The organism is Nocardioides oleivorans (assembly GCF_004137255.1).
GTDB lineage: Bacteria > Actinomycetota > Actinomycetes > Propionibacteriales > Nocardioidaceae > Nocardioides > Nocardioides oleivorans.
Genome location: NZ_SDWT01000001.1, coordinates 427,714 through 451,320, shown reverse-complemented (window position 1 = coordinate 451,320; position 23,607 = coordinate 427,714). Strand labels below are relative to the sequence as shown.

At 71.0% G+C, this 23,607-nt stretch carries 19 protein-coding genes; 12 read left to right on the top strand and 7 right to left on the bottom strand.

Translation table 11 applies throughout. The features are described from left to right. The first annotated feature begins 30 nt into the window (after positions 1-30). The 4 genes from EUA93_RS02135 (at position 31) to guaA (ending at position 6,989) form a co-directional block, all read left to right on the top strand. Positions 31-1,743: a glycerol-3-phosphate dehydrogenase/oxidase gene (locus tag EUA93_RS02135; protein ID WP_129398333.1), complete on the top strand. Its 1,713-nt coding sequence runs from the start codon at positions 31-33 to the stop codon at positions 1,741-1,743. 94 nt (positions 1,744-1,837) lie between these two features. Beyond that, positions 1,838-3,442 carry a succinic semialdehyde dehydrogenase gene (locus EUA93_RS02130; protein WP_129398331.1) on the top strand — a complete coding sequence of 535 codons (1,605 nt, stop codon included), beginning with the start codon at positions 1,838-1,840 and terminating at the stop codon, positions 3,440-3,442. 1 nt (position 3,443) lies between these two features. Next, on the top strand, positions 3,444-5,177 hold the full coding sequence (locus EUA93_RS02125) for a GMC oxidoreductase (RefSeq protein WP_129398329.1): 1,734 nt from the start codon (positions 3,444-3,446) through the stop codon (positions 5,175-5,177). Between the two features lie 234 nt (positions 5,178-5,411). Then, positions 5,412-6,989 carry a glutamine-hydrolyzing GMP synthase gene (gene guaA / locus EUA93_RS02120; protein ID WP_129398327.1) on the top strand — a complete coding sequence of 526 codons (1,578 nt, stop codon included), beginning with the start codon at positions 5,412-5,414 and terminating at the stop codon, positions 6,987-6,989. A gap of 116 nt (positions 6,990-7,105) precedes the next feature. Here the strand turns inward: guaA and EUA93_RS02115 are convergent, their stop codons facing one another. Then, positions 7,106-7,468 carry a hypothetical protein gene (locus tag EUA93_RS02115; RefSeq protein WP_129398325.1) on the bottom strand — a complete coding sequence of 121 codons (363 nt, stop codon included), beginning with the start codon at positions 7,466-7,468 and terminating at the stop codon, positions 7,106-7,108. A gap of 95 nt (positions 7,469-7,563) precedes the next feature. Here EUA93_RS02115 and EUA93_RS02110 point away from each other — a divergent pair, with 95 nt between their 5' ends. Both EUA93_RS02110 and EUA93_RS02105 read left to right on the top strand, forming a co-directional pair. After that, complete coding sequence (locus tag EUA93_RS02110; protein ID WP_129398323.1) at positions 7,564-9,279, top strand: sodium:solute symporter family protein; 1,716 nt, start codon at positions 7,564-7,566, stop codon at positions 9,277-9,279. Between the two features lie 16 nt (positions 9,280-9,295). Next, positions 9,296-9,625: a hypothetical protein gene (locus EUA93_RS02105; RefSeq protein WP_129398321.1), complete on the top strand. Its 330-nt coding sequence runs from the start codon at positions 9,296-9,298 to the stop codon at positions 9,623-9,625. Between the two features lie 24 nt (positions 9,626-9,649). On the opposite strand, the gene EUA93_RS02100 is transcribed toward EUA93_RS02105, so the two are convergent. Beyond that, the gene (locus EUA93_RS02100; protein ID WP_129398319.1) at positions 9,650-10,801 is read right to left on the bottom strand and encodes an ROK family transcriptional regulator; all 1,152 of its coding nucleotides are present in this window, start codon (positions 10,799-10,801) and stop codon (positions 9,650-9,652) included. Between the two features lie 173 nt (positions 10,802-10,974). Between EUA93_RS02100 and EUA93_RS02095 the strand changes: the two genes are divergently transcribed. Genes EUA93_RS02095 through map form a run of 5 tightly spaced genes read left to right on the top strand, consistent with a single transcriptional unit; the run spans position 10,975 to position 15,626 of the window. Next, positions 10,975-12,078: a substrate-binding domain-containing protein gene (locus EUA93_RS02095; RefSeq protein ID WP_129398317.1), complete on the top strand. Its 1,104-nt coding sequence runs from the start codon at positions 10,975-10,977 to the stop codon at positions 12,076-12,078. Between the two features lie 11 nt (positions 12,079-12,089). Continuing rightward, complete coding sequence (locus EUA93_RS02090) at positions 12,090-12,911, top strand: ATP-binding cassette domain-containing protein (protein ID WP_242497205.1); 822 nt, start codon at positions 12,090-12,092, stop codon at positions 12,909-12,911. After that, positions 12,904-14,148 (top strand): sugar ABC transporter permease, encoded by a 1,245-nt coding sequence (locus EUA93_RS02085; RefSeq protein ID WP_129398313.1) that lies wholly within the window; start codon positions 12,904-12,906, stop codon positions 14,146-14,148. Before EUA93_RS02090 ends, EUA93_RS02085 begins: the two co-directional genes overlap by 8 nt. A gap of 18 nt (positions 14,149-14,166) precedes the next feature. Then, the gene (locus EUA93_RS02080) at positions 14,167-14,859 is read left to right on the top strand and encodes a type 1 periplasmic-binding domain-containing protein (protein WP_129398312.1); all 693 of its coding nucleotides are present in this window, start codon (positions 14,167-14,169) and stop codon (positions 14,857-14,859) included. Then, complete coding sequence (map, locus tag EUA93_RS02075; RefSeq protein WP_129398311.1) at positions 14,856-15,626, top strand: type I methionyl aminopeptidase; 771 nt, start codon at positions 14,856-14,858, stop codon at positions 15,624-15,626. The genes EUA93_RS02080 and map overlap by 4 nt, the downstream gene beginning before the upstream one ends. Positions 15,627-15,632: 6 nt before the next feature. Here map and EUA93_RS02070 read toward each other — a convergent pair whose 3' ends face one another. The 5 genes from EUA93_RS02070 to EUA93_RS02045 all read right to left on the bottom strand — a co-directional run bounded on the left by EUA93_RS02070 (position 15,633) and on the right by EUA93_RS02045 (position 22,508). Next, positions 15,633-17,783: an MMPL family transporter gene (locus EUA93_RS02070; RefSeq protein WP_129398309.1), complete on the bottom strand. Its 2,151-nt coding sequence runs from the start codon at positions 17,781-17,783 to the stop codon at positions 15,633-15,635. A gap of 75 nt (positions 17,784-17,858) precedes the next feature. After that, positions 17,859-18,923, bottom strand: a complete 1,065-nt coding sequence (locus EUA93_RS02065) for a hypothetical protein (RefSeq protein WP_129398307.1) — start codon at positions 18,921-18,923, stop codon at positions 17,859-17,861. Then, on the bottom strand, positions 18,920-19,804 hold the full coding sequence (locus tag EUA93_RS02060) for a glycerophosphodiester phosphodiesterase family protein (RefSeq protein ID WP_165355029.1): 885 nt from the start codon (positions 19,802-19,804) through the stop codon (positions 18,920-18,922). Before EUA93_RS02060 ends, EUA93_RS02065 begins: the two co-directional genes overlap by 4 nt. Further along, positions 19,801-21,666 carry an AMP-dependent synthetase/ligase gene (locus EUA93_RS02055; RefSeq protein ID WP_129398303.1) on the bottom strand — a complete coding sequence of 622 codons (1,866 nt, stop codon included), beginning with the start codon at positions 21,664-21,666 and terminating at the stop codon, positions 19,801-19,803. The genes EUA93_RS02060 and EUA93_RS02055 overlap by 4 nt, the downstream gene beginning before the upstream one ends. A gap of 431 nt (positions 21,667-22,097) precedes the next feature. Then, positions 22,098-22,508: a DUF3224 domain-containing protein gene (locus tag EUA93_RS02045; RefSeq protein ID WP_129398301.1), complete on the bottom strand. Its 411-nt coding sequence runs from the start codon at positions 22,506-22,508 to the stop codon at positions 22,098-22,100. Positions 22,509-22,585: 77 nt separating this feature from the next. Between EUA93_RS02045 and EUA93_RS02040 the strand changes: the two genes are divergently transcribed. Then, complete coding sequence (locus EUA93_RS02040) at positions 22,586-23,584, top strand: helix-turn-helix transcriptional regulator (RefSeq protein WP_129398299.1); 999 nt, start codon at positions 22,586-22,588, stop codon at positions 23,582-23,584. Positions 23,585-23,607 lie beyond the last annotated feature (23 nt).

Below are 23,607 nucleotides of genomic sequence, written 5' to 3'. Positions count from 1 at the left end.
GGACGTGGTGCCTGCTGAGACACTGGAGCCATGAGTCTCGCCAAGGCCCTCGACGCCGACCAGCGGGCCGACGCCCTCCAGCACCTGGCCGCCGGCCAGCTCGACGTCCTCGTCGTCGGCGGTGGGATCGTCGGTGTGGGTGCAGCTCTCGACGCGGTCACCCGCGGCCTGAAGGTCGGCCTCGTCGAGCAGCGCGACCTCGCCTCCGGCACGTCGTCGCGCTCGTCGAAGCTGGTGCACGGCGGCCTGCGCTACCTCGAGATGTTCGACTTCGCCCTGGTCAAGGAGGCGCTGGAGGAGCGCGGGCTGCTCTACACGCGGCTCGCCCCGCACCTCGTCCGCCCCGTGCCGTTCCTCTACCCGCTCGAGCACGCGTGGGAGCGGCCCTACGTCGGTGCCGGCGTCGCGCTCTACGACGGCATGGCGATGACCGGCAAGTACGACATGGGCGTGCCGAAGCACAAGCACGTCTTCCGCAAGCAGCTCGCCCGGATGGCCCCGGACATCAGGACCGAGGGCCTGCACGGCGCGATCCGCTACTACGACTGCCAGGTCGACGACGCGCGCCTGGTGATGACGATCGCGCGCACCGCCGCCAACAACGGCGCCCACGTCGCGACCCGCACCAAGGTGACGGGATTCCTGCGCGAGGGGGACTCGGTGGTCGGGGTCAGCGCCCGCGACCTCGAGGGCCAGCGCGACCTGGAGATCCGGGCGAAGGTCGTCATCAACGCCGCCGGCGTGTGGACCGACGAGGTGCAGGACCTCATCGGCGGCCAGGCGCAGCTCGACGTCGACGCCAGCAAGGGCATCCACATCGTGGTGCCGAAGGACCGGATCCGCTCCGAGTGCGGCTTCATCACCAAGACCGAGAAGTCGGTGCTCTTCGTGATCCCGTGGGACCAGTTCTGGATCATCGGCACGACCGACACCGCCTGGGACTACGACCTGGCCCACCCGGCGGCCAGCAAGACCGACATCGACTACCTCCTCGGCCACGTCAACCGGCTCCTCAAGGACCCGCTCGACCACCGCGACGTCATCGGCGTCTGGGCGGGCCTGCGCCCGCTGCTGAAGCCGATGCGCAAGGAGGGTGAGATGGGGGAGACCACCAAGCTCTCCCGCGAGCACACGGTCGCCAACCCCGTGCCCGGCCTCGTGCTGGTCGCCGGCGGCAAGCTGACGACGTACCGGGTCATGGCGCGCGACGCCGTCGACCACGCCATCCGCGACTTCGAAGCGACGCCCGCCTCGATCACCGACCGGGTGCCGCTGATGGGCGCGTGGGGCTTCGAGGCGCGCACCAACCAGCGGGTGGCGCTGAGCCGCTCGTCGGGCCTCGACATCGGCCTCGTCGACCACCTGCTCGGCCGCTACGGCGGGCTCGTCGACGAGGTGCTCGCGATGATCGACGCCCGGCCCGACCTCGGCGAGCCGCTCGAGGGTGCCGAGCACTACCTCCGCGCGGAGGTGCTCTACGCCGTCACGCACGAGGGTGCGCGCCACCTCGACGACGTGCTGGCCCGCCGCACGCGCGTCTCGATCGAGACCTTCGACCGCGGCATCACCGCCGCCCGCCCCGCCGCCGAGCTGATGGCGGGCGCCCTGGGGTGGAGCGAGGCGCAGCTCGAGGACGAGGTCGACCACTACCTGCGCCGGGTCGAGGCGGAGCGGCAGAGCCAGCTCATGCCGACCGACCAGGAGGCCGACGAGGCCCGGGTGAAGGCGCCCGACATCGTCTGACCGGCCTCTTTACACAATGATGTGAAGTGTCAAATGCTGGGACGGAAGTGACCAACCAGTAGCAACGGTCGTCACACCGACCTACGCTGCAAGGATGAGCGAGCAGACCCCCGCTGTCACCGGCCCCGCCGACCCCGAGCACGACTCCACGGCGGCCTACGCACTCGACCGGCAGTACGTCGCCTCCCTCACGCGTCGCGTGGTGAGCACGTCCGGCCGGACCCACGCCGTGTCCTCGCCGATCGGCGGCACGCCGCTCGCGCACGTGCCGCAGTCGAGCCCGGCCGACGTGGCCGAGGCGTTCGCCCGGGCCCGCAAGGCGCAGGTCTCGTGGGCGGCCACCTCGGTCGACCAGCGCTCGGCCGCGCTGCTGCGGCTGCACGACCTCCTCCTCGACCGCCAGGACGAGCTCATCGACCTGGTCGTGTGGGAGTCGGGCAAGGCCCGCAAGGACGCCTACCTCGAGGTCGCCCACCTCGCCCTGACCGCGCGCTACTACGCGCGCACCGCCCACGAGCACCTCGACACCCGCCGGGTCGGCGGCATGTTCCCGGTGCTCACGCGGGCCGAGGTCAGCCGGGTGCCGAAGGGTGTCGTCGGGATCATCTCGCCGTGGAACTACCCGCTCACGATGGCGCTCTGCGACGGCCTGCCGGCGCTGCTGGCCGGCAACGCGGTGGTCTCCAAGCCCGACGCCCAGACCATGCTGACGGCGCTGCTCGCCGCCCAGCTGCTCGAGGAGGCCGGCTTCCCGGCCGAGCTCTGGCAGGTCGTCGCCGGGCCCGGCCCCGAGGTCGGCGGGGCGATCGTCGGCGAGGCCGACTACGTCTGCTTCACCGGCTCCACCGCCACCGGCCGGCTCATCGCGAAGGGATGCGCCGAGCGCCTGATCGGCTGCTCGCTCGAGCTCGGTGGCAAGAACCCGATGCTCGTGCTGCGCGACGCCGACGTGCACCGCGCGGCCGAGGGCGCCACGCGCGCCGTGTTCTCCAACGCCGGGCAGCTCTGCGTGTCGATGGAGCGGCTCTTCGTCGCCGACCAGGTCTACGACCGGTTCGTCGACGCGTTCGTCGCCCGCACCCAGGCGATGACCCTCGGGGCCAGCCAGGACTGGTCGGTCGACATGGGGTCGCTGATCTCGCAGGCCCAGCTCGACACCGTCACCGCCCACGTCGACGACGCCGTGGCCAAGGGCGCTCGCGTCCTCACCGGCGGCAAGGCACGACCCGACCTCGGCCCCTTCGTCTACGAGCCGACGATCCTCGAGGGCGTGTCGGCCGACATGACCTGCTTCGGCCACGAGACCTTCGGCCCCGTCGTCTCGCTCTACCGCTTCCACAGCGAGGACGAGGCGGTCGAGCGGGCCAACGACGGCCACTACGGCCTCAACGCCTCGGTCTACACCCGCGACACCGCCCGGGGCCGGGCCGTCGCCGGCCGGATCAAGTGCGGCACGGTCAACGTCAACGAGGCCTACGGCGCGACGTTCGGCTCGCTCGGCGCCCCGATGGGCGGGATGCGCGAGTCCGGCATGGGCCGGCGCCAGGGCGCCGAGGGCATCCACCGCTACACCGAGGCGCAGTCGATCGCGACGCAGCGGCTGGTGCCGATCGCGCCGATGTTCGGGATGTCGGAGGAGACCAACGCCAAGGTGCTGACCGCGTCGCTGCGGCTGCTCAACAAGCTGGGTCGCGCCTGAGATGACGTCCCCCGAGGTCCAGCACTACGACGTCCTCGTCATCGGGTCCGGCTTCGGCGGCTCGGTGACGGCACTGCGACTGACCGAGAAGGGCTACCGGGTCGGGGTGCTCGAGGCGGGCGCGCGGTTCGAGGACGACGACTTCCCGGCGACCTCGTTCGACGCCAGGCGCTTCCTCTTCGCGCCGTCGATGGGGATGTACGGCATCCAGCGCATCGACATGGTCAAGGACTGCCTGATCCTCGCCGGGGCGGGCGTCGGCGGTGGCTCGCTCGTCTACGCGAACACCCTCTACGAGCCCACCGACGCCTTCTTCCACGACCCGTCGTGGTCGCACATCACCGACTGGAAGTCCGAGCTCTGGCCCTACTACGACCAGGCCAAGCGGATGCTCGGAGTGGTCGAGAACCCCCGCCACACGCCCTCCGACGAGGTGATGAAGCGGGTGGCCGACGACATGGGAGTCGGCCACACCTTCCGGCACACGCCGGTCGGCGTCTTCTTCGGCGGTCCCGACGCGACGGCGGGGGAGCGGGTCGAGGACCCGTTCTTCGGCGGTGCGGGTCCCGCCCGCAACGCCTGCCGCAACTGCGGCGAGTGCATGACCGGGTGCCGCCACAACGCCAAGAACACCCTCGTGAAGAACTACCTCCACCTCGCCGAGCAGGCAGGGGCGGTAGTCCACCCGCTGACGACGGTCACGCGCGTCCGGCCCCGCGCCGCCGGCGGCTACGAGGTCACCACCCGCTGGACGAAGGCCAAGCTGTCGCGCCTGTCCCGGAAGCAGTCCGTGACCAAGGTGTTCACCGCCGACCAGGTCGTCTTCTCGGCCGCCGCCCTCGGCACCCAGAAGCTGCTCCACCAGCTCAAGGGCGAGGGCGACCTGCCGCGGATCAGCGACCGGCTCGGCATGCTGACCCGCACGAACTCCGAGGCGATCCTCGGCGCGCTCGCCCCCTCGAGCAGCGAGACCGACTACACCGAGGGCGTGGCGATCACCTCGTCGTGGCACCCCGACGCGGTCACCCACATCGAGCCGGTGCGCTACGGCAAGGGCTCCAACGTGATGGCGCTGATGCAGACCGTGCTCGCCGACGACGAGCCCGGCCGCTCGCGGGTGCGCACCTGGCTGCGCGAGCTGTGGGCGCAACGGCGTACGGCCCTCGACCTCTACGACTTCCGGCACTGGTCCGAGCGCACCGTCGTCGCACTGGTGATGCAGACGCTCGACAACTCGATCACCACGAAGGGCGTCAAGGGCCGGTTCGGGTGGCGGATGACGAGCGTGCAGGGACACGGCCGGCCCAACCCGACCTACATCCCGGTCGCCTACGACGCCGTGCGCCGGATGGCCGACGTCATGGGCGGTACGCCCGGGGGCAACGTCGGCGAGCCCTTCAACCGGCCGTTGACCGCGCACTTCATCGGCGGCTGCACGATCGGCGACTCGCCCGAGACCGGTGTGGTCGACCCGTGGCAGCGGCTCTTCGGGCACGAGGGGCTGCACGTCGTCGACGGCTCGGCCGTCTCGGCCAACCTCGGGGTGAACCCGTCGCTCACGATCACCGCCCAGGCCGAGCGCGCGATGGCCTTCTGGCCCAACAAGGGCGAGGCCGACCCGCGACCCGCCCTGGGGTCGGCCTACGTCCAGCTGTCGCCGGTCGAGCCGAAGAACCCGGTCGTGCCGGACGCGGCGCCCGGTGCGCTGCGCCTGCCCATCGTCGGCGTCAGCTGACGGCGAAGAATCATCCGAACGGGCCATAACGGACCTCCGCAGACCTCGTTGGGCCGGGTGAGGGGTCCGGCAGTCATGCTCCCTCCCAAGGGCCGGGCCCCTGTTCTCGGCACGCTGCTCAGCAGCTCGCTGGGAAGTGAAGTCCCAGGGCCCGATCACCCTCCCTCCCCGATCGGGCCCTGGGACGATTTCGGCCGATGTGGGAGCGGGGATGACCGCCGATAGACTCCGTCCGTGACGCAGCCTGCAGAGCACGACCTGGTCCTCGTCGTCGACTTCGGGGCGCAGTACGCCCAGCTCATCGCGCGACGGGTGCGCGAGGCGCGTGTCTACTCCGAGATCGTGCCGCACACGATGCCCGTCGAGGACATGCTCGCCCGCAACCCGAAGGCGATCATCCTGTCCGGCGGTCCCTCCAGCGTGTACGCCGACGGTGCCCCCGGCATCGACACGGGCGTCTTCACGGCCGGGGTGCCGGTCTTCGGCATGTGCTACGGCTTCCAGCTGATGGCCGCGGGCCTCGGCGGCGAGGTTGCCCAGACCGGCGCGCGTGAGTACGGCCGTACTCCCGTGACGGTCTCGGAGCCGGGCACGCTGCTCGAGGGCATCCCCGCCGAGCACCGGGTCTGGATGTCGCACGGCGACTCGGTCGCCCAGGCGCCCGCGGGGTTCACCGTCCTCGCTTCCACCGACGTCACGCCGGTCGCCGCGTTCGAGGACCTCGACCGTCGTCTCGCCGGTGTGCAGTGGCACCCCGAGGTGCTGCACTCCGAGCACGGCCAGAAGGTGCTCGAGCACTTCCTGCACCACATCGCCGGTGCCCGCCAGACCTGGACGATGCTCAACATCGCCGAGGAGCAGATCGAGCGCGTCCGCGAGCAGATCGGCGACTCCGGCCTCGCGATCTGCGGCCTCTCCGGCGGCGTCGACTCCGCCGTCGCCGCGGCCATCGTGCAGCGCGCGATCGGCGACCGGCTGCACTGCGTCTTCGTCGACCACGGCCTGCTCCGCGAGGGCGAGGCCGAGCAGGTCGAGCGCGACTTCGTCGCCGCGACCGGCGTGAACCTCCACGTCTACGACGCCCAGGAGGCCTTCCTCACCGCGCTCGCCGGGGTCACCGACCCCGAGGAGAAGCGCAAGATCATCGGCCGCGAGTTCATCCGCGCCTTCGAGGCCGCCGAGGCCACGGTGCTCGGCGAGGCCGCCGAGCAGGGCGAGAAGGTCGGCTTCCTCGTCCAGGGCACGCTCTATCCCGACGTCGTCGAGTCGGGCGGCGGTGCCGGGACGTCCAACATCAAGTCGCACCACAACGTCGGCGGCCTGCCCGAGGACCTCGAGTTCGCGCTGGTCGAGCCGCTCCGCACGCTCTTCAAGGACGAGGTCCGCCTCGTCGGCGAGCAGCTCGGCCTGCCGGCCGAGATGGTGTGGCGCCAGCCCTTCCCGGGCCCCGGCCTCGGCATCCGGATCATCGGCGAGGTCACCGCCGACCGGCTCGACATCCTCCGCCGCGCCGACGCGATCGCCCGCCAGGAGCTCACCCGCGCGGGCCTCGACCGCGACATCTGGCAGATGCCGGTCGTGCTCCTCGCCGACGTCCGCTCCGTCGGCGTCCAGGGCGACGGTCGCACCTACGGCCACCCCGTCGTGATCCGACCCGTCACCTCCGAGGACGCGATGACCGCCGACTGGGCCCGCCTGCCCTACGAGGTCATGGAGCGCATCTCGACCCGGATCACCAACGAGGTCGAGGAGATCAACCGGGTCACCCTCGACATCACCTCCAAGCCCCCGGGCACCATCGAGTGGGAGTGAGCCGCACCCGCTGAGCTGCCGGTGCGCTGCGGACGTCCGGCTCCGGGGGCCCAGTGCGGTCCTCATGACGTGATATCCACGTCACGATCACCGCACAACGTGCCTGGGCAACACGGCTAGCGGGACTCGTCCCGGCAGGCGGCCGAGTCCAGCGTGCGGGGGCAGCCGGCGACGTCGGAGCCGATGACGAGCCCGGCAACGAGGGTCGAGACGACCGCGAGGCCGAGGGCCGAGAGAGCGAGCACGCCGCTGCGGTGGGCGGCGGCGTACGCCCCGAGCGGCAGCGCCGCGGTGAGGCCGGCCACGACCAGCAGGATGCGGGTGAGACCGGGGTCGGTCGACACGCCGAAGCCGCCACCCGTGCAGCCGGAGACGCCGCACATCACGAACCCGGCGGCCAGGGTCGGGACGACCGCCAGCGCGAGGCCGAGGAGCACGAGGAGTGCGACCACGCGGCCCGAGAACGCTCCGTCCGACATGTCCTCACCCTGACATCCCGAAGGGTGGTCGCGCGAAAAGCCGGGGGAGGTCTAGGTTGCTGGGTGGCCCAAACAAATGAATCTCGGGAGGTGACATGTCGTCAGACACCCTGATCGACGCATCCTGGCTCGACTACCTGCTGGTGGCGATCTACTTCGGCTTCGTCCTCGGCATCGGCGTGATGGCCAGACGACAGGTCTCCGACTCGATCGACTTCTTCCTCTCGGGGCGTTCGCTCCCCGCGTGGGTCACCGGCCTGGCGTTCATCTCGGCCAACCTCGGCGCCGTCGAGATCATGGGCATGTCGGCCAACGGTGCCGAGATCGGCATGCCGACGGTGCACTACTTCTGGGTCGGCGCAGTGCCGGCGATGCTGTTCCTCGGTGTCGTGATGATGCCGTTCTACTACGGCTCCAAGGTCCGCTCGGTCCCCGAGTTCATGTTCCGGCGCTTCGGCACCGGCGCCCACCTGGTCAACGCGATCAGCTTCGCCGTGGCCCAGCTCCTCATCGCGGGCGTCAACCTCGCGCTGCTCGCCAGCATCGTGCACGCCCTGCTGGGCTGGCCGATCTGGATCGCCCTCATCGTCGCCGGCGCCATCGTGCTGTCCTACATCACCCTCGGCGGCCTGAGCGCGGCGATCTACAACGAGGTGCTCCAGTTCTTCGTCATCGTGGCCTCGCTGGTGCCGCTGACCCTCATCGGCCTGCACCGCGTCGGCGGCTGGGACGGCCTCACCGACAAGATCACCGCGGCGGCCGGCAGCGCACCTGCTGACGCGGGCGTCGCCCCGGCGAGCCAGCAGCTCGAGTCCTGGCCCGGCCAGGCGCTGTCCGGCTTCGACTCGCCGCTGCTGTCGGTGATCGGCATCGTCTTCGGCCTCGGCTTCGTGCTCTCCTTCGGCTACTGGACGACCAACTTCGTCGAGGTGCAGCGCGCGATGGCCTCCGACTCGATCTCCGCGGCCCGCAAGACCCCGATCATCGGGGCCTTCCCGAAGATGTTCATCCCGTTCATCGTGATCATCCCGGGCATGGTCTCGGCCGTCCTGGTCACCGAGATGATCGACCTGAAGAACGGCGGCTCACCAGGTGGAGGAGCCTCCGGTGACGGGGTGACCTACAACGACGCGCTCCTGTTGCTGATGCGCGACGTGCTGCCCAACGGCCTGCTCGGCCTGGCGATCGCTGGTCTCCTCGCCGCCTTCATGGCCGGCATGGCGGCCAACATCTCGGCCTTCAACACGGTCTTCTCCTACGACCTGTGGCAGCGCTACATCCGCAAGAACCACAGCGACGACTACTACCTGCGCATCGGCCGCCTCGCGACCGTCGCGGCCACCGTCATCGCGATCTTCACCGCCCAGATCGCCATGGGCTACGACAACGTCATGAACTACCTGCAGACGCTGTTCGGGTTCTTCAACGCCCCGCTCTTCGCGACGTTCATCCTCGGCATGTTCTGGAAGCGGATGACCCCGACGGCCGGCTGGGTGGGCCTCGTGGCCGGCACGCTGTCCGCCATCGCGGTCGACCGGCTCGCGGCCGCCGGCGTGATCGACCTGCCCGGCCAGGGTGCGGCCTTCCTCGCCGCGTCGACGGCGTTCGTCGTCGACATCGTGCTGAGCATCGTCGTCTCGCTCGTGACCAAGCCCAAGCCGGCCTCCGAGCTCAAGGGCCTCGTCTACTCCGAGACGCCCCGCGAGGACCGCACCGACCCGAACGAGGCGGCGATGCCGTGGTACCGGCGTACGGTCCCACTGGCGGGCATCGCGCTCGTGATGGTCATCATCCTCAACGTCGCCTTCTGAGAGAGGGGCAGCAGCCATGTCCGACGACACCACCGGCACCACCGACGCCCCCGTCCCGGGGGAGAGCCACAAGGCGGGCGCGTTCGACGTCCGCAACATCATCGGCGCGCTCATGGGCGTCTACGGCGTGATCCTCGCGCTGACCGGGCTCTTCGGCGACCAGGAGCTCGACAAGACGGGCGGGGTCAACGCCAACCTCTGGACCGGCCTGGCCCTGATCGTCGTGTCGGCCCTCTTCATCGGCTGGGCGCGCCTCAAGCCCATCGTCGTGCCGGCCGAGGTGCACCGTCCCGACGACGACCCGACCCGACCCGCGCCGCAGCGCAAGCGGCCGCCCGTCGAGTAGGTCGGGCAGGACGGGCGGGACGGGTCAGACGGCGGTGAGCTCGGTCCGCTCCGCCGCCAGGAGCACCGCGCCGACCAGCGAGGCGCGCTCGCCGAGCTCGGAGGCCTCGACCGGCGTCGCGGCGACCGCGTCGAGGGCGTGGCGGCGCAGGCCGATGCGGGCCGACTCGAGCAGCAGCTCGCCGGCGCGGGCCATGTCGCCGCCGACGACGACGAGGCCGGGGTTGAGCAGGTTGACCACGCTGGCCAGCGCCCAGCCCAGGTGGAGACCGGCGTCCTCGAGCGCACGGACCGCCGAGACGTTGCCCTGGCGCGCGGCGGCGACGATCTCGTCGACCCCCGCTCCGGGCAGCTGGGTGTGCATCATCGCCTGCAGGGCACCGGTGGAGGTGTAGGCCTCGAGGCAGCCACGGCTGCCGCACCGGCACACGGGGCCCGACTCGTCGAGCGTGAGGTGTCCGATCTCGCCGGCCGTGCCACCGCTGCCGTGGAAGAGCCGGTCCTCCAGCACGATGCCGGCGCCGACACCGGAGGAGACCTTCACGAAGACCGAGTTGGCGTGGCCGCGCGCGACGCCGTGGCGGTGCTCGGCGAGCGCGCCGAGGTTGGCGTCGTTCTCGGCGTGGATCTCGAGGCCGAACTGCTGCCGGGCGGCGTCGAGGGCGTTGACCCCGACCCAGCCCGGCAGGATGGCCGAGCTGCGCACGATGCCGTCGGTCAACGGGGCCGGCAGGCCCATGCCGATGCAGCGCAGGGAGTCGAACTTGGCGTCCGCGTCGTCCAGCACCTCGTCGAGCAGGTCCGCCGCCGCGTCGAGCCCGGCGTCGCACGGGTGGCCGGAGTCGAGGGGCGTACGCCGTTCGGCGAGCAGGGTGCCGGTCAGGTCGCCCAGCGCGACGGAGACGTGGCTGTGGCCGAAGTCCACGCCGGCGACGAGGCCGGCGGCGGCCGCCAGCGCGACCGTCGTACCGCGTCGGCCGCTGCCCGGCTCGGTCGTTACCAGGCCGGCGGAGGCGAGGTCGCGCACGATGCTCGAGACGGTGGCGGGGGCGAGTCCGGTCTGGCGTGCGAGGTCGGCCTGGGTCACCTGGTCGCCGGAGCGCAGCACGTCGACCACACGCTGCTGGTTGGCCGAACGCAGTGACGCGGTCGATCCCGGGGAGCCGGTCACGGACATGGCGCAAGGGTGAGTCACCGGACGCGTAGTCGTCAAGAGGCACACACAAGGTCACGAATTATCACGATTTTGACGTGTTTGTGTTCGACTCTTGACGACAAGGCGTGATGGTCACCACACTCTCCCTGAACCCACGGGCTCGGCCACGAGCCATCACCACCCAGGAGATCCACATGTCACGAACCCACCGCTTTGCCGGTGCCGGCGCCGCCATCTTGATCGGTGCGCTCAGCCTGACTGCCTGTGGCGCCAACGACGCCCAGAGTGGCGGCGGAGACGGCGCCGGGGACGGCGGCAGCGACAGCAAGATCATCGCGCTGCTCCTCCCCGAGTCGAAGACCACCCGCTACGAGACCTTCGACAAGCCGCTCTTCGAGGCGGCCGTCGCCGACCTCTGCGACGACTGCGAGGTGTCCTACTACAACGCCGACCAGGACGAGGCCAAGCAGTCCCAGCAGGTCGACAGTGCCATCTCCGAGGGTGCGAGCGTCATCGTGCTCGACCCGGTCAACGGTGCGGGTGCCGGCGGCATGGTCACCTCCGCCCAGAGCGAGGACATCCCCGTCATCGCCTACGACCGCTTCATCGACGGCGTCGACTACTACATGTCCTTCGACAACGAGACGGTCGGCAAGATGCAGGCCCAGGCGCTCGTCGACGACATGGGCGACGAGGGCAACATCCTCATGCTCAACGGCTCGCCCGACGACCCCAACGCCGCGCAGTTCAAGGCCGGCGCCCACTCGGTCCTCGACAGCAGCAACGTCAAGATCCTCGAGGAGTACGACAACCCCGACTGGAGCCCGGAGAACGCGCAGAAGTTCGTCACCGACCAGCTCAGCAAGTACGACACCTCTGACATCCAGGGCGTCTACGCCGCCAACGACGGCCAGGCCGGCGGCGTCGTCGCGGCCCTGACCGGTGGCGGGTTCTCCGCCGACGACCTGCCCCCGATCACGGGCCAGGACTCCGAGGTCGCCGCGATCCAGCGCATCCTCGTCGGCGAGCAGGCGATGACCATCTACAAGCCCATCCCGATCGAGGCCCAGACGGCCGCCGAGATCGCGGTCGCGCTCGCCAACGGCGACGAGATCGGCTCCACCAGCGACACCGGTGTCGACCAGACCGACTTCGAGGGCGTCCCGTCCTACATCTTCGACCCGACCGTGCTGACGGCCGACAACGCGAAGGTCGTCATCGACGACGGGCTCTACACCGCCGACGACATCTGCACCGGCGAGTACGCCGACGCGTGCGCGGAGGCTGGCATCTCCTGATGTCGACGTCCGTGTCTGACCGTGCGCCGGCCGGGGAGATCGTTCTCTCCCTGGCCGGCGTCACCAAGCGTTTCGGCGCCGTCCAGGCCCTCTCGGACGTCCACATGGACGTCCGGGCGGGCGAGGTCGTCGCCCTCGTCGGCGACAACGGCGCCGGCAAGTCCACCCTCGTCAAGGTCATCTCGGGCGTCTACCAGCCCGACGCCGGCGACATCACGTTCGCCGGCAGCAAGGTGTCCGTGGGTGGTCCCTCCGAGGCGCAGGCCCTCGGCATCGCGACCGTGTTTCAGGACCTCGCCCTGTGCGACAACCTCGACGTGGTCGCCAACCTCTTCCTCGGGCAGGAGAAGCGCACCGGCCCGTTCATCGACGAGGTCGGCATGGAGAAGGAGGCCTGGCGCCTGCTCAAGACGCTGTCGGCCAAGATCCCCAGCGTCCGGATCCCCATCGCGTCCCTCTCAGGAGGCCAGCGCCAGACCGTCGCCATCGCGCGCAGCCTGGTCGGCAGCCCCAAGGTCGTGATGCTCGACGAGCCCACCGCGGCCCTCGGCGTCGCGCAGACCGCGGAGGTGCTCAACCTCATCGAGCGGCTGCGCGAGACCGGCCTCGGCGTGATCCTGATCAGCCACAACATGGCCGACGTGCAGGCGGTGGCCGACCGCATCGTCGTGCTGCGCCTGGGCAAGAACGCCGCTGAGTTCCGCGTCGAGGAGGCCTCGACCGAGGAGCTCGTCGCGGCGATCACCGGTGCGTCCGACAACGTCGTCGCGAGCCGGGCCTCACGGCACGCCAAGCCCGTCGACCCGATCCAGGAGGGTGGCCAGGATGGCTGAGCCCCAGTCCACCGTGGCAGCCGACCTCGCCGACGAGCGCCTCGTCGCGACCAACGGCATCGGCGGCTACGCACAGCTGCTCTGGAACCGCCTCCGCTCCGGCGAGCTCGGCTCCGCGCCGGTCATCGTCGGCCTGGCGATCATCTGCATCGGCTTCTACACCGCCGAGCCGCGCTTCCTCTCCTCGCGCAGCCTCGTCTCCATCACCCAGTTCGCGGCGCCGGTCGGCATCATCGCCCTCGGCATCGTGCTCGTGCTGCTGCTCGGCGAGATCGACCTGTCGGTCGGCTCGGTCAGCGGCTTCGCGTCCGCGGTGATGGCGGTGACGCTGCTCGACAAGGGGCAGTCGATGGTGGTGGCCCTGCTGGCCGGCATCCTCGTCGGCCTCGCGATCGGCGCCCTCTACGCCGTGCTCTACACCAAGCTCGGCGTGCCATCGTTCGTCTTCTCGCTGGCCGGCCTGCTCGGCTTCCAGGGCGCGCTGCTCTACGTCCTGGGCGCCAACGGCACGCGCAACCTGCCCTCGGACTCGTTCCTGGTGGACTTCACCCGGTTCCAGTTCGTGACGCCGACGTGGTCCTACGTCCTCGTCGCGCTGACCGGCGCGCTGTTCTTCCTGGCCCAGCTCCGGGTGATCCAGCAGCGCACCAAGGCCGGGCTGAGCGCGCCGTCGATGACCTTCGTCGCGATCAAGACGGCCGTGCTGGTCGTCGCGCTCGGGCTGCTGACCTGGTACGTCAACATCGACCGCGGCTGGACGTTCCTCTGGATCTTCTTCGTCGTGCTCGTCGTGCTGATGGACATCGTGCTGCGCCGCACCCGGTGGGGACGCCACGTCTACGCCGTCGGCGGCAACGAGGAAGCGGCCCGTCGCTCCGGCATCAAGGTCGACCGGGTCTACTTCTCGGTCTTCGCGGCGTGCTCCACGCTCGCGGCGATCGGCGGCATCCTGGCGGCCGGCCTGCAGACCAGCGTCTCCCAGGCCAGCGGCACCAACGACACCAACCTGACGGCGATCGCCGCAGCCGTCATCGGCGGCACGTCGCTGTTCGGCGGTCGCGGGTCGGCGTACTCCGCCATGCTCGGCATCATCGTGCTCCAGGCGATCCAGACCGGCCTCAACCTGGTCGGCGTGGACTCCTCGGTGCGCTTCATGGTGACCGGTGGGGTGCTGCTCCTCGCCGTCGCGATCGACTCCGTGTCGCGTCGGGCCCGCTCCTCGAGCGGTCGGGGCTAGCCCGATAACCTCGTCGGGATGTTCCGCGCCCGACTCCTGCCCCTCGTGCTCGTCGTCGTTGCACCCCTGCTGTCCGGGTGCATCGGCGGCGAGCCGACGGTGGCCCTCCTCGTCGCCGACGGCTCCGACGCCTCGTCCCGTGCGGTCGACGCCGACGTGTTCACCGAGCGGGTCGAGGCCACGTGCGACGAGTGCCGCGTGGTGACCTACGACGCCGAGGGTGACGCCGCGACGCAGAAGAGCCAGGCCCGCCAGGCCGAGGCCTCGTCGGCCGACGTCATCGTCGTCGTCCCGGTCGACCCCGACGACCTCGCGAGCCTCACCGGCCGTGGCGTCCCGGTGGTGGCGCTCGGGACGAGCGTCCCCGGCTCGGACCGGTTCGTCGGGCTCGCGGGAGGCGAGGTGCCGACCCTCTCCGGATCGGACCTCGACACCGCCCGCGCGATCATCCTCGGTGAGGAGAGGTCGATGACCTTCGTCCCGACCCACGCCATGAGCGAGCAGTCGGCCGACGTCGCGGTCGGGCTCCTCGCCGACACGCCGGTCGACGGCGGGGAGGACGTCGACGGCGTCACGTCGTGGCTCTTCGAGGACCAGGAGGTCACCGTCGACACGCTGACCTCCGTGCTCGTCTCCCAGGGCGTGCTCACCCTCGACGACCTGTGCAGCGGCGAGACCGCGAAGGCGTGTGCGAGGCTGGGCCTGAAATGATCGAGATCCTCACTCCCGCCCAGGTGGACAAGGCCCGCCGCACCGGCGCCCTGGTCGGCACCATCCTCCAGACGCTCAAGGACCGCAGCGCGGTCGGCACCAACCTGCTGGAGCTCGACCGGTGGACCGCGGACATGATCCGCGACGCCGGCGCCGAGTCCTGCTACGTCGACTACGCCCCGTCGTTCGGCCGCGGCCCGTTCGGCCACTACGTCTGCACGGCGGTCAACGACGCCGTCCTCCACGGCCGCCCGAAGGACCAGGTCCTCCGGGACGGCGACCTGCTCACCCTCGACCTCGCGGTCAGGCTCGACGGCATCGCCGCCGACTCCGCGATCAGCTTCGTGGTGGGCGAGAGTCGTCCCGCGGGCAGCGTCGAGCTGATCGAGGTCACCCAGACCGCCCTGGCCGCTGCCATCGACGCGGCCGGCCCGGGCCAGCGGATCGGCGACATCTCCCACGCCATCGGCTCCGTGCTCGGCGGTGCGGGCTACCCGATCAACATGCAGTTCGGCGGGCACGGCATCGGGACGACGATGCACCAGGACCCGCACGTCTCCAACGACGGCCGGGCGGGGCGTGGCTACCAGCTCCGTCCGGGGCTCCTGCTCGCCCTCGAGCCGTGGGTCATGGCCGACACCGACGAGCTGGTCACCGACGACGACGGCTGGACGCTCCGCAGCGCCACCGGTTGCCTGACGGCCCACAGCGAGCACACCGTCGCGATCACCGAGGACGGTGTGGAGGTCCTGACGCTGCCTGCCTGAGGCAGGTCAGTGCACGGTCTCCATCGGGGCGGCCGCCTCGGCCTCGGTCAGGGGCGTGTCGGCACTGTCGAGCTTGCTCGGCCACCAGATCTTGCCGCCGAGGTCGAGGTTGAGCGCGGTCACCAGCACCGAGCGCACCACGATCGTGTCGAGCATGACGCCGAGTGCCACGGCCACGCCGAGCTCGGCGAGGAACACCAGCGGCAGCGAGCCGAGCACCAGGAAGGTCGCGGCGAGCACGATCCCCGCCGAGGTGATCACCCCGCCGGTCGAGGCCAGCGCGATCAGGGATCCCTTGCGGGTGCCGTAGGTCGCGGTCTCCTCGCGCACGCGCGTCATCAAGAAGATGTTGTAGTCGATGCCGAGCGCCACCAGGAACACGAAGGCGAACAGCGGGAAGCCCGGATCGGACCCGGCGAAGCCGAAGACGTACTCGAAGAGCAGCGCCGAGATGCCGAGCGCGGCGCCGAACGACAGCACCACCGTCGCCATCAGGATCAGGGGCGCGACCACGGCCCGCAGCAGCCCGATGAGGATGAGCAGCACCACGGCGAGCACCAGCGGCATGATCACGCGGCTGTCGCGGTCGGAGGCGATCTTGGTGTCGACGTAGAACGCCGAACCCCCACCCACGAGGGCGTCGGCCCCGTCCACGGCGTGGGCCGCGTCGCGGGACTCGTCGACGATGTCGGCCGCCGCGGGGGAGGAGACGTCGGCGTCGATCGTCGCCTCGAACCACGACCTCCCGTCGGCGAGCGGCTGCACCTCCCCCGGGGCGGCGAGGCCGTCGATGCCCTCGAGCGACGAGGCGACGTCGGCCACGGCGTCGGTGTCGGCGACGACCTGGAGCGTGTTGGAGTTGTCGGACAGGTCGTGCTCGGTGAGCAGCTTCTGTCCCTTGATGGAGTCGAACTCCTTCGTGTAGGTCTCCTCGGTCGACAGGCCGGAGGTGTCGAGGCGGAAGAGGCCGAGGCAGGCCAGCAGCAGCAGGCCGGTCGTGGCGAGCCAGACGCGGCGGGGCCGGTGGCTGATCGTCCGGCCGACCTTCGCCCACAGCCCGGTGGAGGTCGGCTCCGCGCTCCGGAAGGTCGGGCGCTTCGGCCAGAACACCCAGCGGCCGCAGATCACCAGCAGGGCCGGCAGGAGCGTGACCATCACGAGCATGGTGACCGTGACGCCGATCGCCGCCACCGGGCCGAGCCCCGCCGTGGAGTTGAGCTCGGCGAACGACAGGCACAGCATGCCGACCGCGACGGTCGCGGCGCTGGCGAAGATCGCGGGCGCCGCGCGGTGCAGCGCGAACGCCATCGCCTCGTGCCGGTCCTCGTGGCGGCGCAGCTCCTCGCGATACCTCGCGACCAGCAGCAGGGCGTAGTCGGTGCCGGCGCCGATCACCAGGATGCTGAGGATCGCCTGGCTCTGGCCGTTGACGGTGAGGTCGGCGTACTTCGCCAGCAGGTAGACCAGGCCGGTCGCGATGAAGTTGGCCACCACCGCGCAGAGGATCGGCAGCAGCCAGAGGATCGGGCTGCGGTAGGTGAAGAGCAGGATGACGATGACCACGCCGAGCGTGGCGAAGATCAGGTTGGTGTCGATGCCCTCGAAGGCCTCGGCCGAGTCGGCGGCCGAGCCGCCGTAGCCCGCGAGGTGGACCTCGCCGCCGTCGATCGTGGCGAGGTCACGGATCTCGTCGGCCGCCGCGGGGATGGCGTTCCACCCGTTGCTGCCGAAGTTGAGCACGAAGTAGAGGTAGGCCACCTCGCCGTCCTCGGAGACGAGGGCCGGCACCGGTGCGCCCTGGGCCGCGGCCGCCTCGGCCGCGGTGGGCGTCAGCACGCCCTGGTCCGTGACGCCCTCGAGGTCGGCGATCTCGGCGCCGTCCTCCTCCATCGCGGCGAGGTCGGCGTCGGTCAGGCCGCCGTCGCGGTGGTAGACCACGAGCGTCGGGATGTCGTTGGGGTCGACGGAGGCCGACAGCTCCTCGAGCACCTTGGTCGACTCGGCCGATCCGGGCAGCCACGACGACGCCTCGTTGTTCTGGACGTCGGCGAGCTTGGCCGAGAAGGTGGCCATGAAGCCGGTGATGACGACGACCACCACCAGCACGAGCCACTTGGTGACGCGTCCGGTCAGGGATCCCGCGATCTGTCGGTGCATGTCGTCCAGTGGAGCAGCCACCACGGGCACCGTGCATCGGTGATTCCCCCGAGGTCTAGACCGGGGCCGCCCCGGCTACCGCGTCTGGAGCTGGAACGGGGACCTGACGTCGGTGCCGGCGCGGGGCGCGACGGCGTACTCCATCGAGCCGTCGAGGCCGAGCCGCACGACGGCCCACTCGCCCTGGCCGCCCCGGCCCCTCTGGAAGGTCACCACGAGCACGTGAGCGGCGTCCTCCCAGACCTGCTCGAAGTAGGTCGCCGAGCGGGGGTTGCCGGTGAACGAGTGCACCACGGCACCGTCCGCGGTCGCCAGGACGTCGAGCTCCAGCGGTCCGAAGCCGTCGGCGTAGGCCGGGGTGCCGATGACGTGACGGTTGTCGGTCGAGATGCCGGAGAGCTGGTTGTCGCACGTGCGCCACCGCACCTTCCAGCTGCGCATCATCACGCTGCACGAGCCCATGTCGGAGACCGACGTGATGCCGCCCAGCCAGCGGTCGCGACCCGTGGTCGTGAGCTGCACCTTCGGTGCCGTGTCGACGATGCCGTGGGAGGAGGTGAACCAGCTGTCGGCCACGCCCTTGACGGTGCCGTTGACGTAGATCGTGCAGCCGTTGCCCTCGTCGCCCTCCTTGCAGCTCTCGCCGACCATCGCGACGGCGCGGCCCTTGCCGCTGGTCGGGACCGGGTTGAAGCGCAGCACCCGGTCGCCCTCGTCGTCGATCGACCACACCTTGCCGCCGCGCCCCGAGAACGCGACGGCGCGACCCTCGGCGGAGACGGCGAGGCCGTAGCCGGTCCTCCACGAGCGGCGTCCCGCCGTGCCGTCGGCAGCGACCCACGAGGTCGTCGGGGGGCGGGCGCCGGCGGTCTGGATCACGTAGCCCGAGCCCATCGGCGCGAGCTCGCTGATGCTGTTGTGGACCGGTGTGGTGGTGCCGTCGGCCCCGTGCACGACCGTCCTGCCCGACCGCCTCTCGGCCCAGGCGATCGCCGGAGGCGCGCCCTGCGCGAGGTTGCGGACGTCGAGCACCGTGCTGGGAGCCCGGTCGTCGGGGGCGGCGGTGGCGGTGCCCGAGGCCGCCGGGACCAGGCCCGCTGCGAGGGCGAGCATCGTGGCGCCGATCAGAGAGGTCTTCATGACAAGGAGACGCCTTTCGCAGGCAGATGGTTGCCGGGGAAGCCCGGCGGCAGGTCGCGACCCTCGTCGGCGAGCACCTCGCGCAGCCGCTCCGGGCGGTTGGTGATGAGCCCGTCGACGCCGATCCGGACGAGGTGGCGCATGGTCGCCTCGTCGTCGACGACGTACGGGACCACGCGGAGCCCGGCCCCGTGCGCCTCGTAGACGAGCGCCTCGGTCGTGAAGGGCGTGTACGCCGGGTCGGCCACGCCGCTGGCGTAGGGCGAGCCGTGGACGGGCGAGATCGCCGTGAACCCCTGCGTCGTCGCGGTGCGGACGAAGTCGGGGTCGACCTCGATCCCGTCGAACCACGGCGAGGGTCCGTCGGAGCCGGGGCGGAGGTACCTCGGTGACACGAGCAGGTTGCGCTCGAGCCTCGGCTCCGCCTCGTGCACGAGCGCCAGCACGCCCCAGTCGAAGCACTGGATGCTGGTGCGCTCGACCATGCGGTCGATCCTCAGCGCGGCGACGACCTTGTCCACGAACTCCTCGCGGGTGGTCAGCTCCGCGGCGTCGAGGGCGTCGTACTTGATCTCGAGGTTGACCCGCACCGGGTCGGCTCCGCGCTCGCGGAGGAGCGCCGCGACCTGGCGCAGCAGCGGCATCGTCGGGGGCAGGTCGGCGCGGGTGAGCTCGCGGATGCGGTGCGCGTCGGCCAGCCCGCCGTGGACCGTCGGGTCGTGCGAGACGACGACGTCGTCCTGCGCGGTGAGGTGCACGTCGAGCTCGAGCGTGCTGACGCCCAGGGCCAGGGCGCGACCGAACGCCTCGAGGGTGTTCTCGGGCCAGAGGCCCGCGCCGCCGCGGTGGGCCTGCAGGTCGAACGGGAGGTCGAGGGTCACCCGTACAGTCTGTCGACCACGTCGGCGTACTTCGTCCGCACCACGCGGCGCTTGAGCTTGAGCGTCGGGGTGAGCTCCTCGGACTCGGCAGTCCACTCGTCGGCGAGCAGCTCCCACGCCTTGACCTGCTCGGGTCGCGAGAGCCGCTCGTTGGCGGCATCGACCGCGGCCTGGACCATCGCGCGGATCGGCTCCTTGGTGGAGAGGTCGGCGAGGTCGAGGTAGTCCACCCCCTGCTCCAGGCCCATCCTGGCCGCGACGAGCGGGGCGATCTCGCCGTCGAGGGTGAGGATCGCGACGACGTAGGCCTGGTCGTCGCCGAGCGCCATGGCGTGCCCGACGATGGGCGACTCCTTGAGGTAGTTCTCGATGTTGGAGGGCGCGATGTTCTTGCCCGCCGAGGTGATGATCAGCTCCTTCTTGCGGTCGACCACGGAGTAGAAGCCGTCGTCGTCGACCGTGCCGATGTCGCCGGTGTGGATCCAGCCGTCCTCGTCGATGAGGTTGCGGGTGGCCGCCTCCTGCTGGTGGTAGCCGGGCGTGTTGACCGGGCCGCGGGTGAGGATCTCGCCGTCCTCGGCGAGCCGCACCTCGATGCCGGGGTTGGGCACACCGACGGTGCCGAGCTTGAAGTGCTCGGGGCCGTTGGAGGTGAAGGCCCCGGTCGTCTCGGTCATGCCGTAGACGTCGTACACCCGCAGGCCGAGGCCGCCCATGAACTTCGCGACCTCCAGCGGCATCGGCGCGGCGGCGCTCGCCGCCCACGTCACCTGGTCGAGGCCGAGCAGCAGCCGGAGGAAGCCGAGGATCGCCTCGTCGGCCTTCGCGTAGGCCTCCTCGACCTCGGGCGTCATCGTGGCGCCGTACTGCTGGGCCTCCGTCCAGGCGAGGCCCGCCGCCATGGCGTTCCTCACCATCTCCTGGTTGGCCGGGTCGGGGTCCTCGGCGAGCCTGGCGGAGATGCCGGTCTTGATCTTCTCCCACACCCGCGGGACGCCGAAGAACGCCGTCGGGTGCACCTCCCCGAGCGCGCCGAGCAGGCCCGCCGGGTCGGGGATCGCGTGCACGTGGCTGCCGAGGAAGGGAGGGGAGTACGTCGCCAGGATCCGCTCGGCGATGTGCGCGAGCGGCAGGTAGCTGATCGCCCGCTGCGGGCCCTGCAGGCCGGCGTTGTCGAGGGTGGAGACGGCCTCGAACATCACGTTGTGGTGGGTGAGCACCACGCCCTTGGGGTTGCCGGTGGTGCCGGACGTGTAGAGGTAGGTCGCCGGGAGGTCGGGCGTGATCCGCTCCATCCGCTCCTCGACGCCGCTGGTGTCCTCGCCGTGCGCGAGGAACTCGTCCCACGTCATCGCACGGGCGTCGTCGACGCGCTCGCGGTCGGCGAGCATCACCACGTGGCGGATCGAGTCGACCTCGGCGAGGGCGCGCTCCCAGCGCTGGTAGCGGTCGTGGTCCTCGAGCACCACGACCACCGGGCGCGACTCCGCGGCGATGAAGGCGACCTGCTCCTGCGCGAGGGTGTTGTAGATCGACATGGGGACCGCGGCGGCCGCCATCGCTCCGTAGTCGGCCAGCGTGTGCGCCGTCCGGTTGGCGGCCATGATCGCGACGGGATCGCCCCGGTCGACGCCGAGGTCGATGAGCGCGGCGGCCACGCGCTGGGTCTGCTCCCACGTCTCGGCCCACGTGATCGTGGACCACGTCTCGCCCTCGGGCACGTCGAAGCGGTCGGAGAAGGCCGGCATGTCGCCGTGCTTGCCGGCCGCCGCGCGCACCTGCGCCGGCATGTGCAGGCCGAGGATGCGGGCTTCGTACTGCTCGCGGACCTCCGCGACATCGGCGGGGATCTCGTACGTCATGGTCGGCTCCTCGATGTGGCGGGGGTCACATCATGGCTGCTCCCCATGAGGACTGACCAGATGCGGCTGGGGTTGAATGGACCGGCTGCCGCGATCGTCCGGCTGCTCATCCAGGAGGCGACATGGTGGCGAGCCGCTCGGCGCGCGAGAGGAAGGCTGCGGCCCAGGCGGGCCCCCTGGCCCGGGTGAGGATCGACCTCGACGGCGAGCAGCAGTTCCTCTACCGCATCAGCTGCACGACCTGCACGGCCCGCGGCCACCGCGCCTGGTCGACCCACCGGGCCGGGGACGACAACGGCTTCATGGCCGCGATGGACCGCTGGATCTTCCACCTCGTCGAGAAGCACCCGGGCAATGACGCACCCTGCCTGGCGTTCCTCGCCGAGGCGCAGCAGCGGCTGCACGAGCGGCGAGGTGGCCGACGGCCCGCGTCAGGCAGGCAGCTCGTAGTCGAACCAGATGCGGTGCGTGCCGTCGTCGTCGACGGTCAGTCCGCCGGACCCGGTCAGCCCGGTGAGGTCACCGGTGCCGCTCGCCGGCACGATGGTGAAGAACGGCGCGAGCCGATCGGTCCCGGTCGTGGTGGCGGAGTGCGCGAAGTTGAAGCTGCCGGTCCGGCCGTCGAGCGCACCCTCGAACGACTCCATCGCGACGTAGGTGCCCACGCCGGTGGCCTGGTCGAAGGCAGCGGTGAAGAGGGTGGCCGCCCTCCCCGTCACCCCGCCGGCGAAGTCCTTCTCCATCCGGGCCACGCCGACGGGCATGCCCGTCGCGATCGCGGGCTCGGGCGCGAGCTCGGTGGGGACGAACGACGTGACGGTGAAGGTGCCCTCGGTGTGCATGGGAGCCCACTGTAGGGCTGGCGGGTCGGCGGGCGTGTAGGACGGCTTGTGTCCTGCACCTGGAGGAGACTCAGGAGATGACGACCACGACCTCGCGTCTGCTGCACCTGCTCTCCCTGCTGCAGAGCCGCCGGGACTGGCCGGGCTCGCTGCTGGCCGAGCGGCTGGAGGTCAGCGACCGCACGGTGCGACGCGACATCGAGCGGCTGCGCGAGATGGGCTACAGCATCGGGGCGACGATGGGCCCCGAGGGCGGCTACCGGCTCGGGGCGGGCAGCGAGCTCCCGCCGCTGCTGTTCGACGACGACCAGACCGTCGCGGTCGCCGTCGCGTTGCAGACCGCACCCGCCGCCGGGGTCGGGATCGAGGAGGGCGCGATCCGCGCCCTCGCCACGATCCGCCAGGTGATGCCGTCGCGGCTGCGCCACCGGCTCGACGCGCTCGAGGTCACCGCCATCACGGGCAGTGCCGGCAGCGGGACCCCCGCCCAGGTCCCGGTCGACGTGCTCGTCTCCCTCGCCGGCACCGTCCGTGCGCGCGAGGTCCTCCGCTTCGACTACGCCGCCCGTGACGCCGACCCGGCCGCAGGGACGACCTCGCCGCCCCGGCGCGTGGAACCGCACCGGATCGTCACCTCCCGGGGCCGGTGGTACCTCCTGGCGTGGGACCTCGACCGTGACGACTGGCGCCTGTTCAGCGTCGACCGGGTCACTCCCCGGATCCCCACCGGCCCGAGGTTCACGCCCCGCGAGGTCCCCGGCGGCGACGTGCGCGAGTTCGTCTCCGCGCGGTTCAAGGGCCGCGACGTGAACGAGTGGGCCTGCCGCGGGACCGTCATCCTCGACCTGCCCGCCCGCGAGGTCCTGCCGTTCGCGGGTGACGGGACCGTGCGCGCCGTCGACGAGACCCGGTGCAGCCTTGAGTCCGGCTCCTGGTCGTGGGGCTCGCTGGCCGCGTCCCTCGGCCGCTTCGAGGTCCCCATGGAGGTCGTCGAGCCCGCCGAGCTCGTCGAGGCCTTCGCCGAGCTCGCGGCCCGGTACGCCACCACGGCGCGGACCGGACGCTCCTCGACCTGATCGCCGGGCGCAGCGCCATACTG

Excerpts from the sequence above, each read along its gene's own strand:
- EUA93_RS02135 (WP_129398333.1), top strand. The coding sequence starts at position 31 with ATGAGTCTCGCCAAGGCCCTCGACGCCGACCAGCGGGCCGACGCCCTC.
- EUA93_RS02130 (WP_129398331.1), top strand. The coding sequence starts at position 1,838 with ATGAGCGAGCAGACCCCCGCTGTCACCGGCCCCGCCGACCCCGAGCAC.
- EUA93_RS02125 (WP_129398329.1), top strand. The coding sequence starts at position 3,444 with ATGACGTCCCCCGAGGTCCAGCACTACGACGTCCTCGTCATCGGGTCC.
- EUA93_RS02115 (WP_129398325.1), bottom strand. The coding sequence starts at position 7,468 with ATGTCGGACGGAGCGTTCTCGGGCCGCGTGGTCGCACTCCTCGTGCTC.
- EUA93_RS02110 (WP_129398323.1), top strand. The coding sequence starts at position 7,564 with ATGTCGTCAGACACCCTGATCGACGCATCCTGGCTCGACTACCTGCTG.
- EUA93_RS02105 (WP_129398321.1), top strand. The coding sequence starts at position 9,296 with ATGTCCGACGACACCACCGGCACCACCGACGCCCCCGTCCCGGGGGAG.
- EUA93_RS02100 (WP_129398319.1), bottom strand. The coding sequence starts at position 10,801 with ATGTCCGTGACCGGCTCCCCGGGATCGACCGCGTCACTGCGTTCGGCC.
- EUA93_RS02095 (WP_129398317.1), top strand. The coding sequence starts at position 10,975 with ATGTCACGAACCCACCGCTTTGCCGGTGCCGGCGCCGCCATCTTGATC.
- EUA93_RS02085 (WP_129398313.1), top strand. The coding sequence starts at position 12,904 with ATGGCTGAGCCCCAGTCCACCGTGGCAGCCGACCTCGCCGACGAGCGC.
- EUA93_RS02080 (WP_129398312.1), top strand. The coding sequence starts at position 14,167 with ATGTTCCGCGCCCGACTCCTGCCCCTCGTGCTCGTCGTCGTTGCACCC.
- map (WP_129398311.1), top strand. The coding sequence starts at position 14,856 with ATGATCGAGATCCTCACTCCCGCCCAGGTGGACAAGGCCCGCCGCACC.
- EUA93_RS02070 (WP_129398309.1), bottom strand. The coding sequence starts at position 17,783 with ATGCACCGACAGATCGCGGGATCCCTGACCGGACGCGTCACCAAGTGG.
- EUA93_RS02065 (WP_129398307.1), bottom strand. The coding sequence starts at position 18,923 with ATGAAGACCTCTCTGATCGGCGCCACGATGCTCGCCCTCGCAGCGGGC.
- EUA93_RS02055 (WP_129398303.1), bottom strand. The coding sequence starts at position 21,666 with ATGACGTACGAGATCCCCGCCGATGTCGCGGAGGTCCGCGAGCAGTAC.
- EUA93_RS02045 (WP_129398301.1), bottom strand. The coding sequence starts at position 22,508 with ATGCACACCGAGGGCACCTTCACCGTCACGTCGTTCGTCCCCACCGAG.
- EUA93_RS02040 (WP_129398299.1), top strand. The coding sequence starts at position 22,586 with ATGACGACCACGACCTCGCGTCTGCTGCACCTGCTCTCCCTGCTGCAG.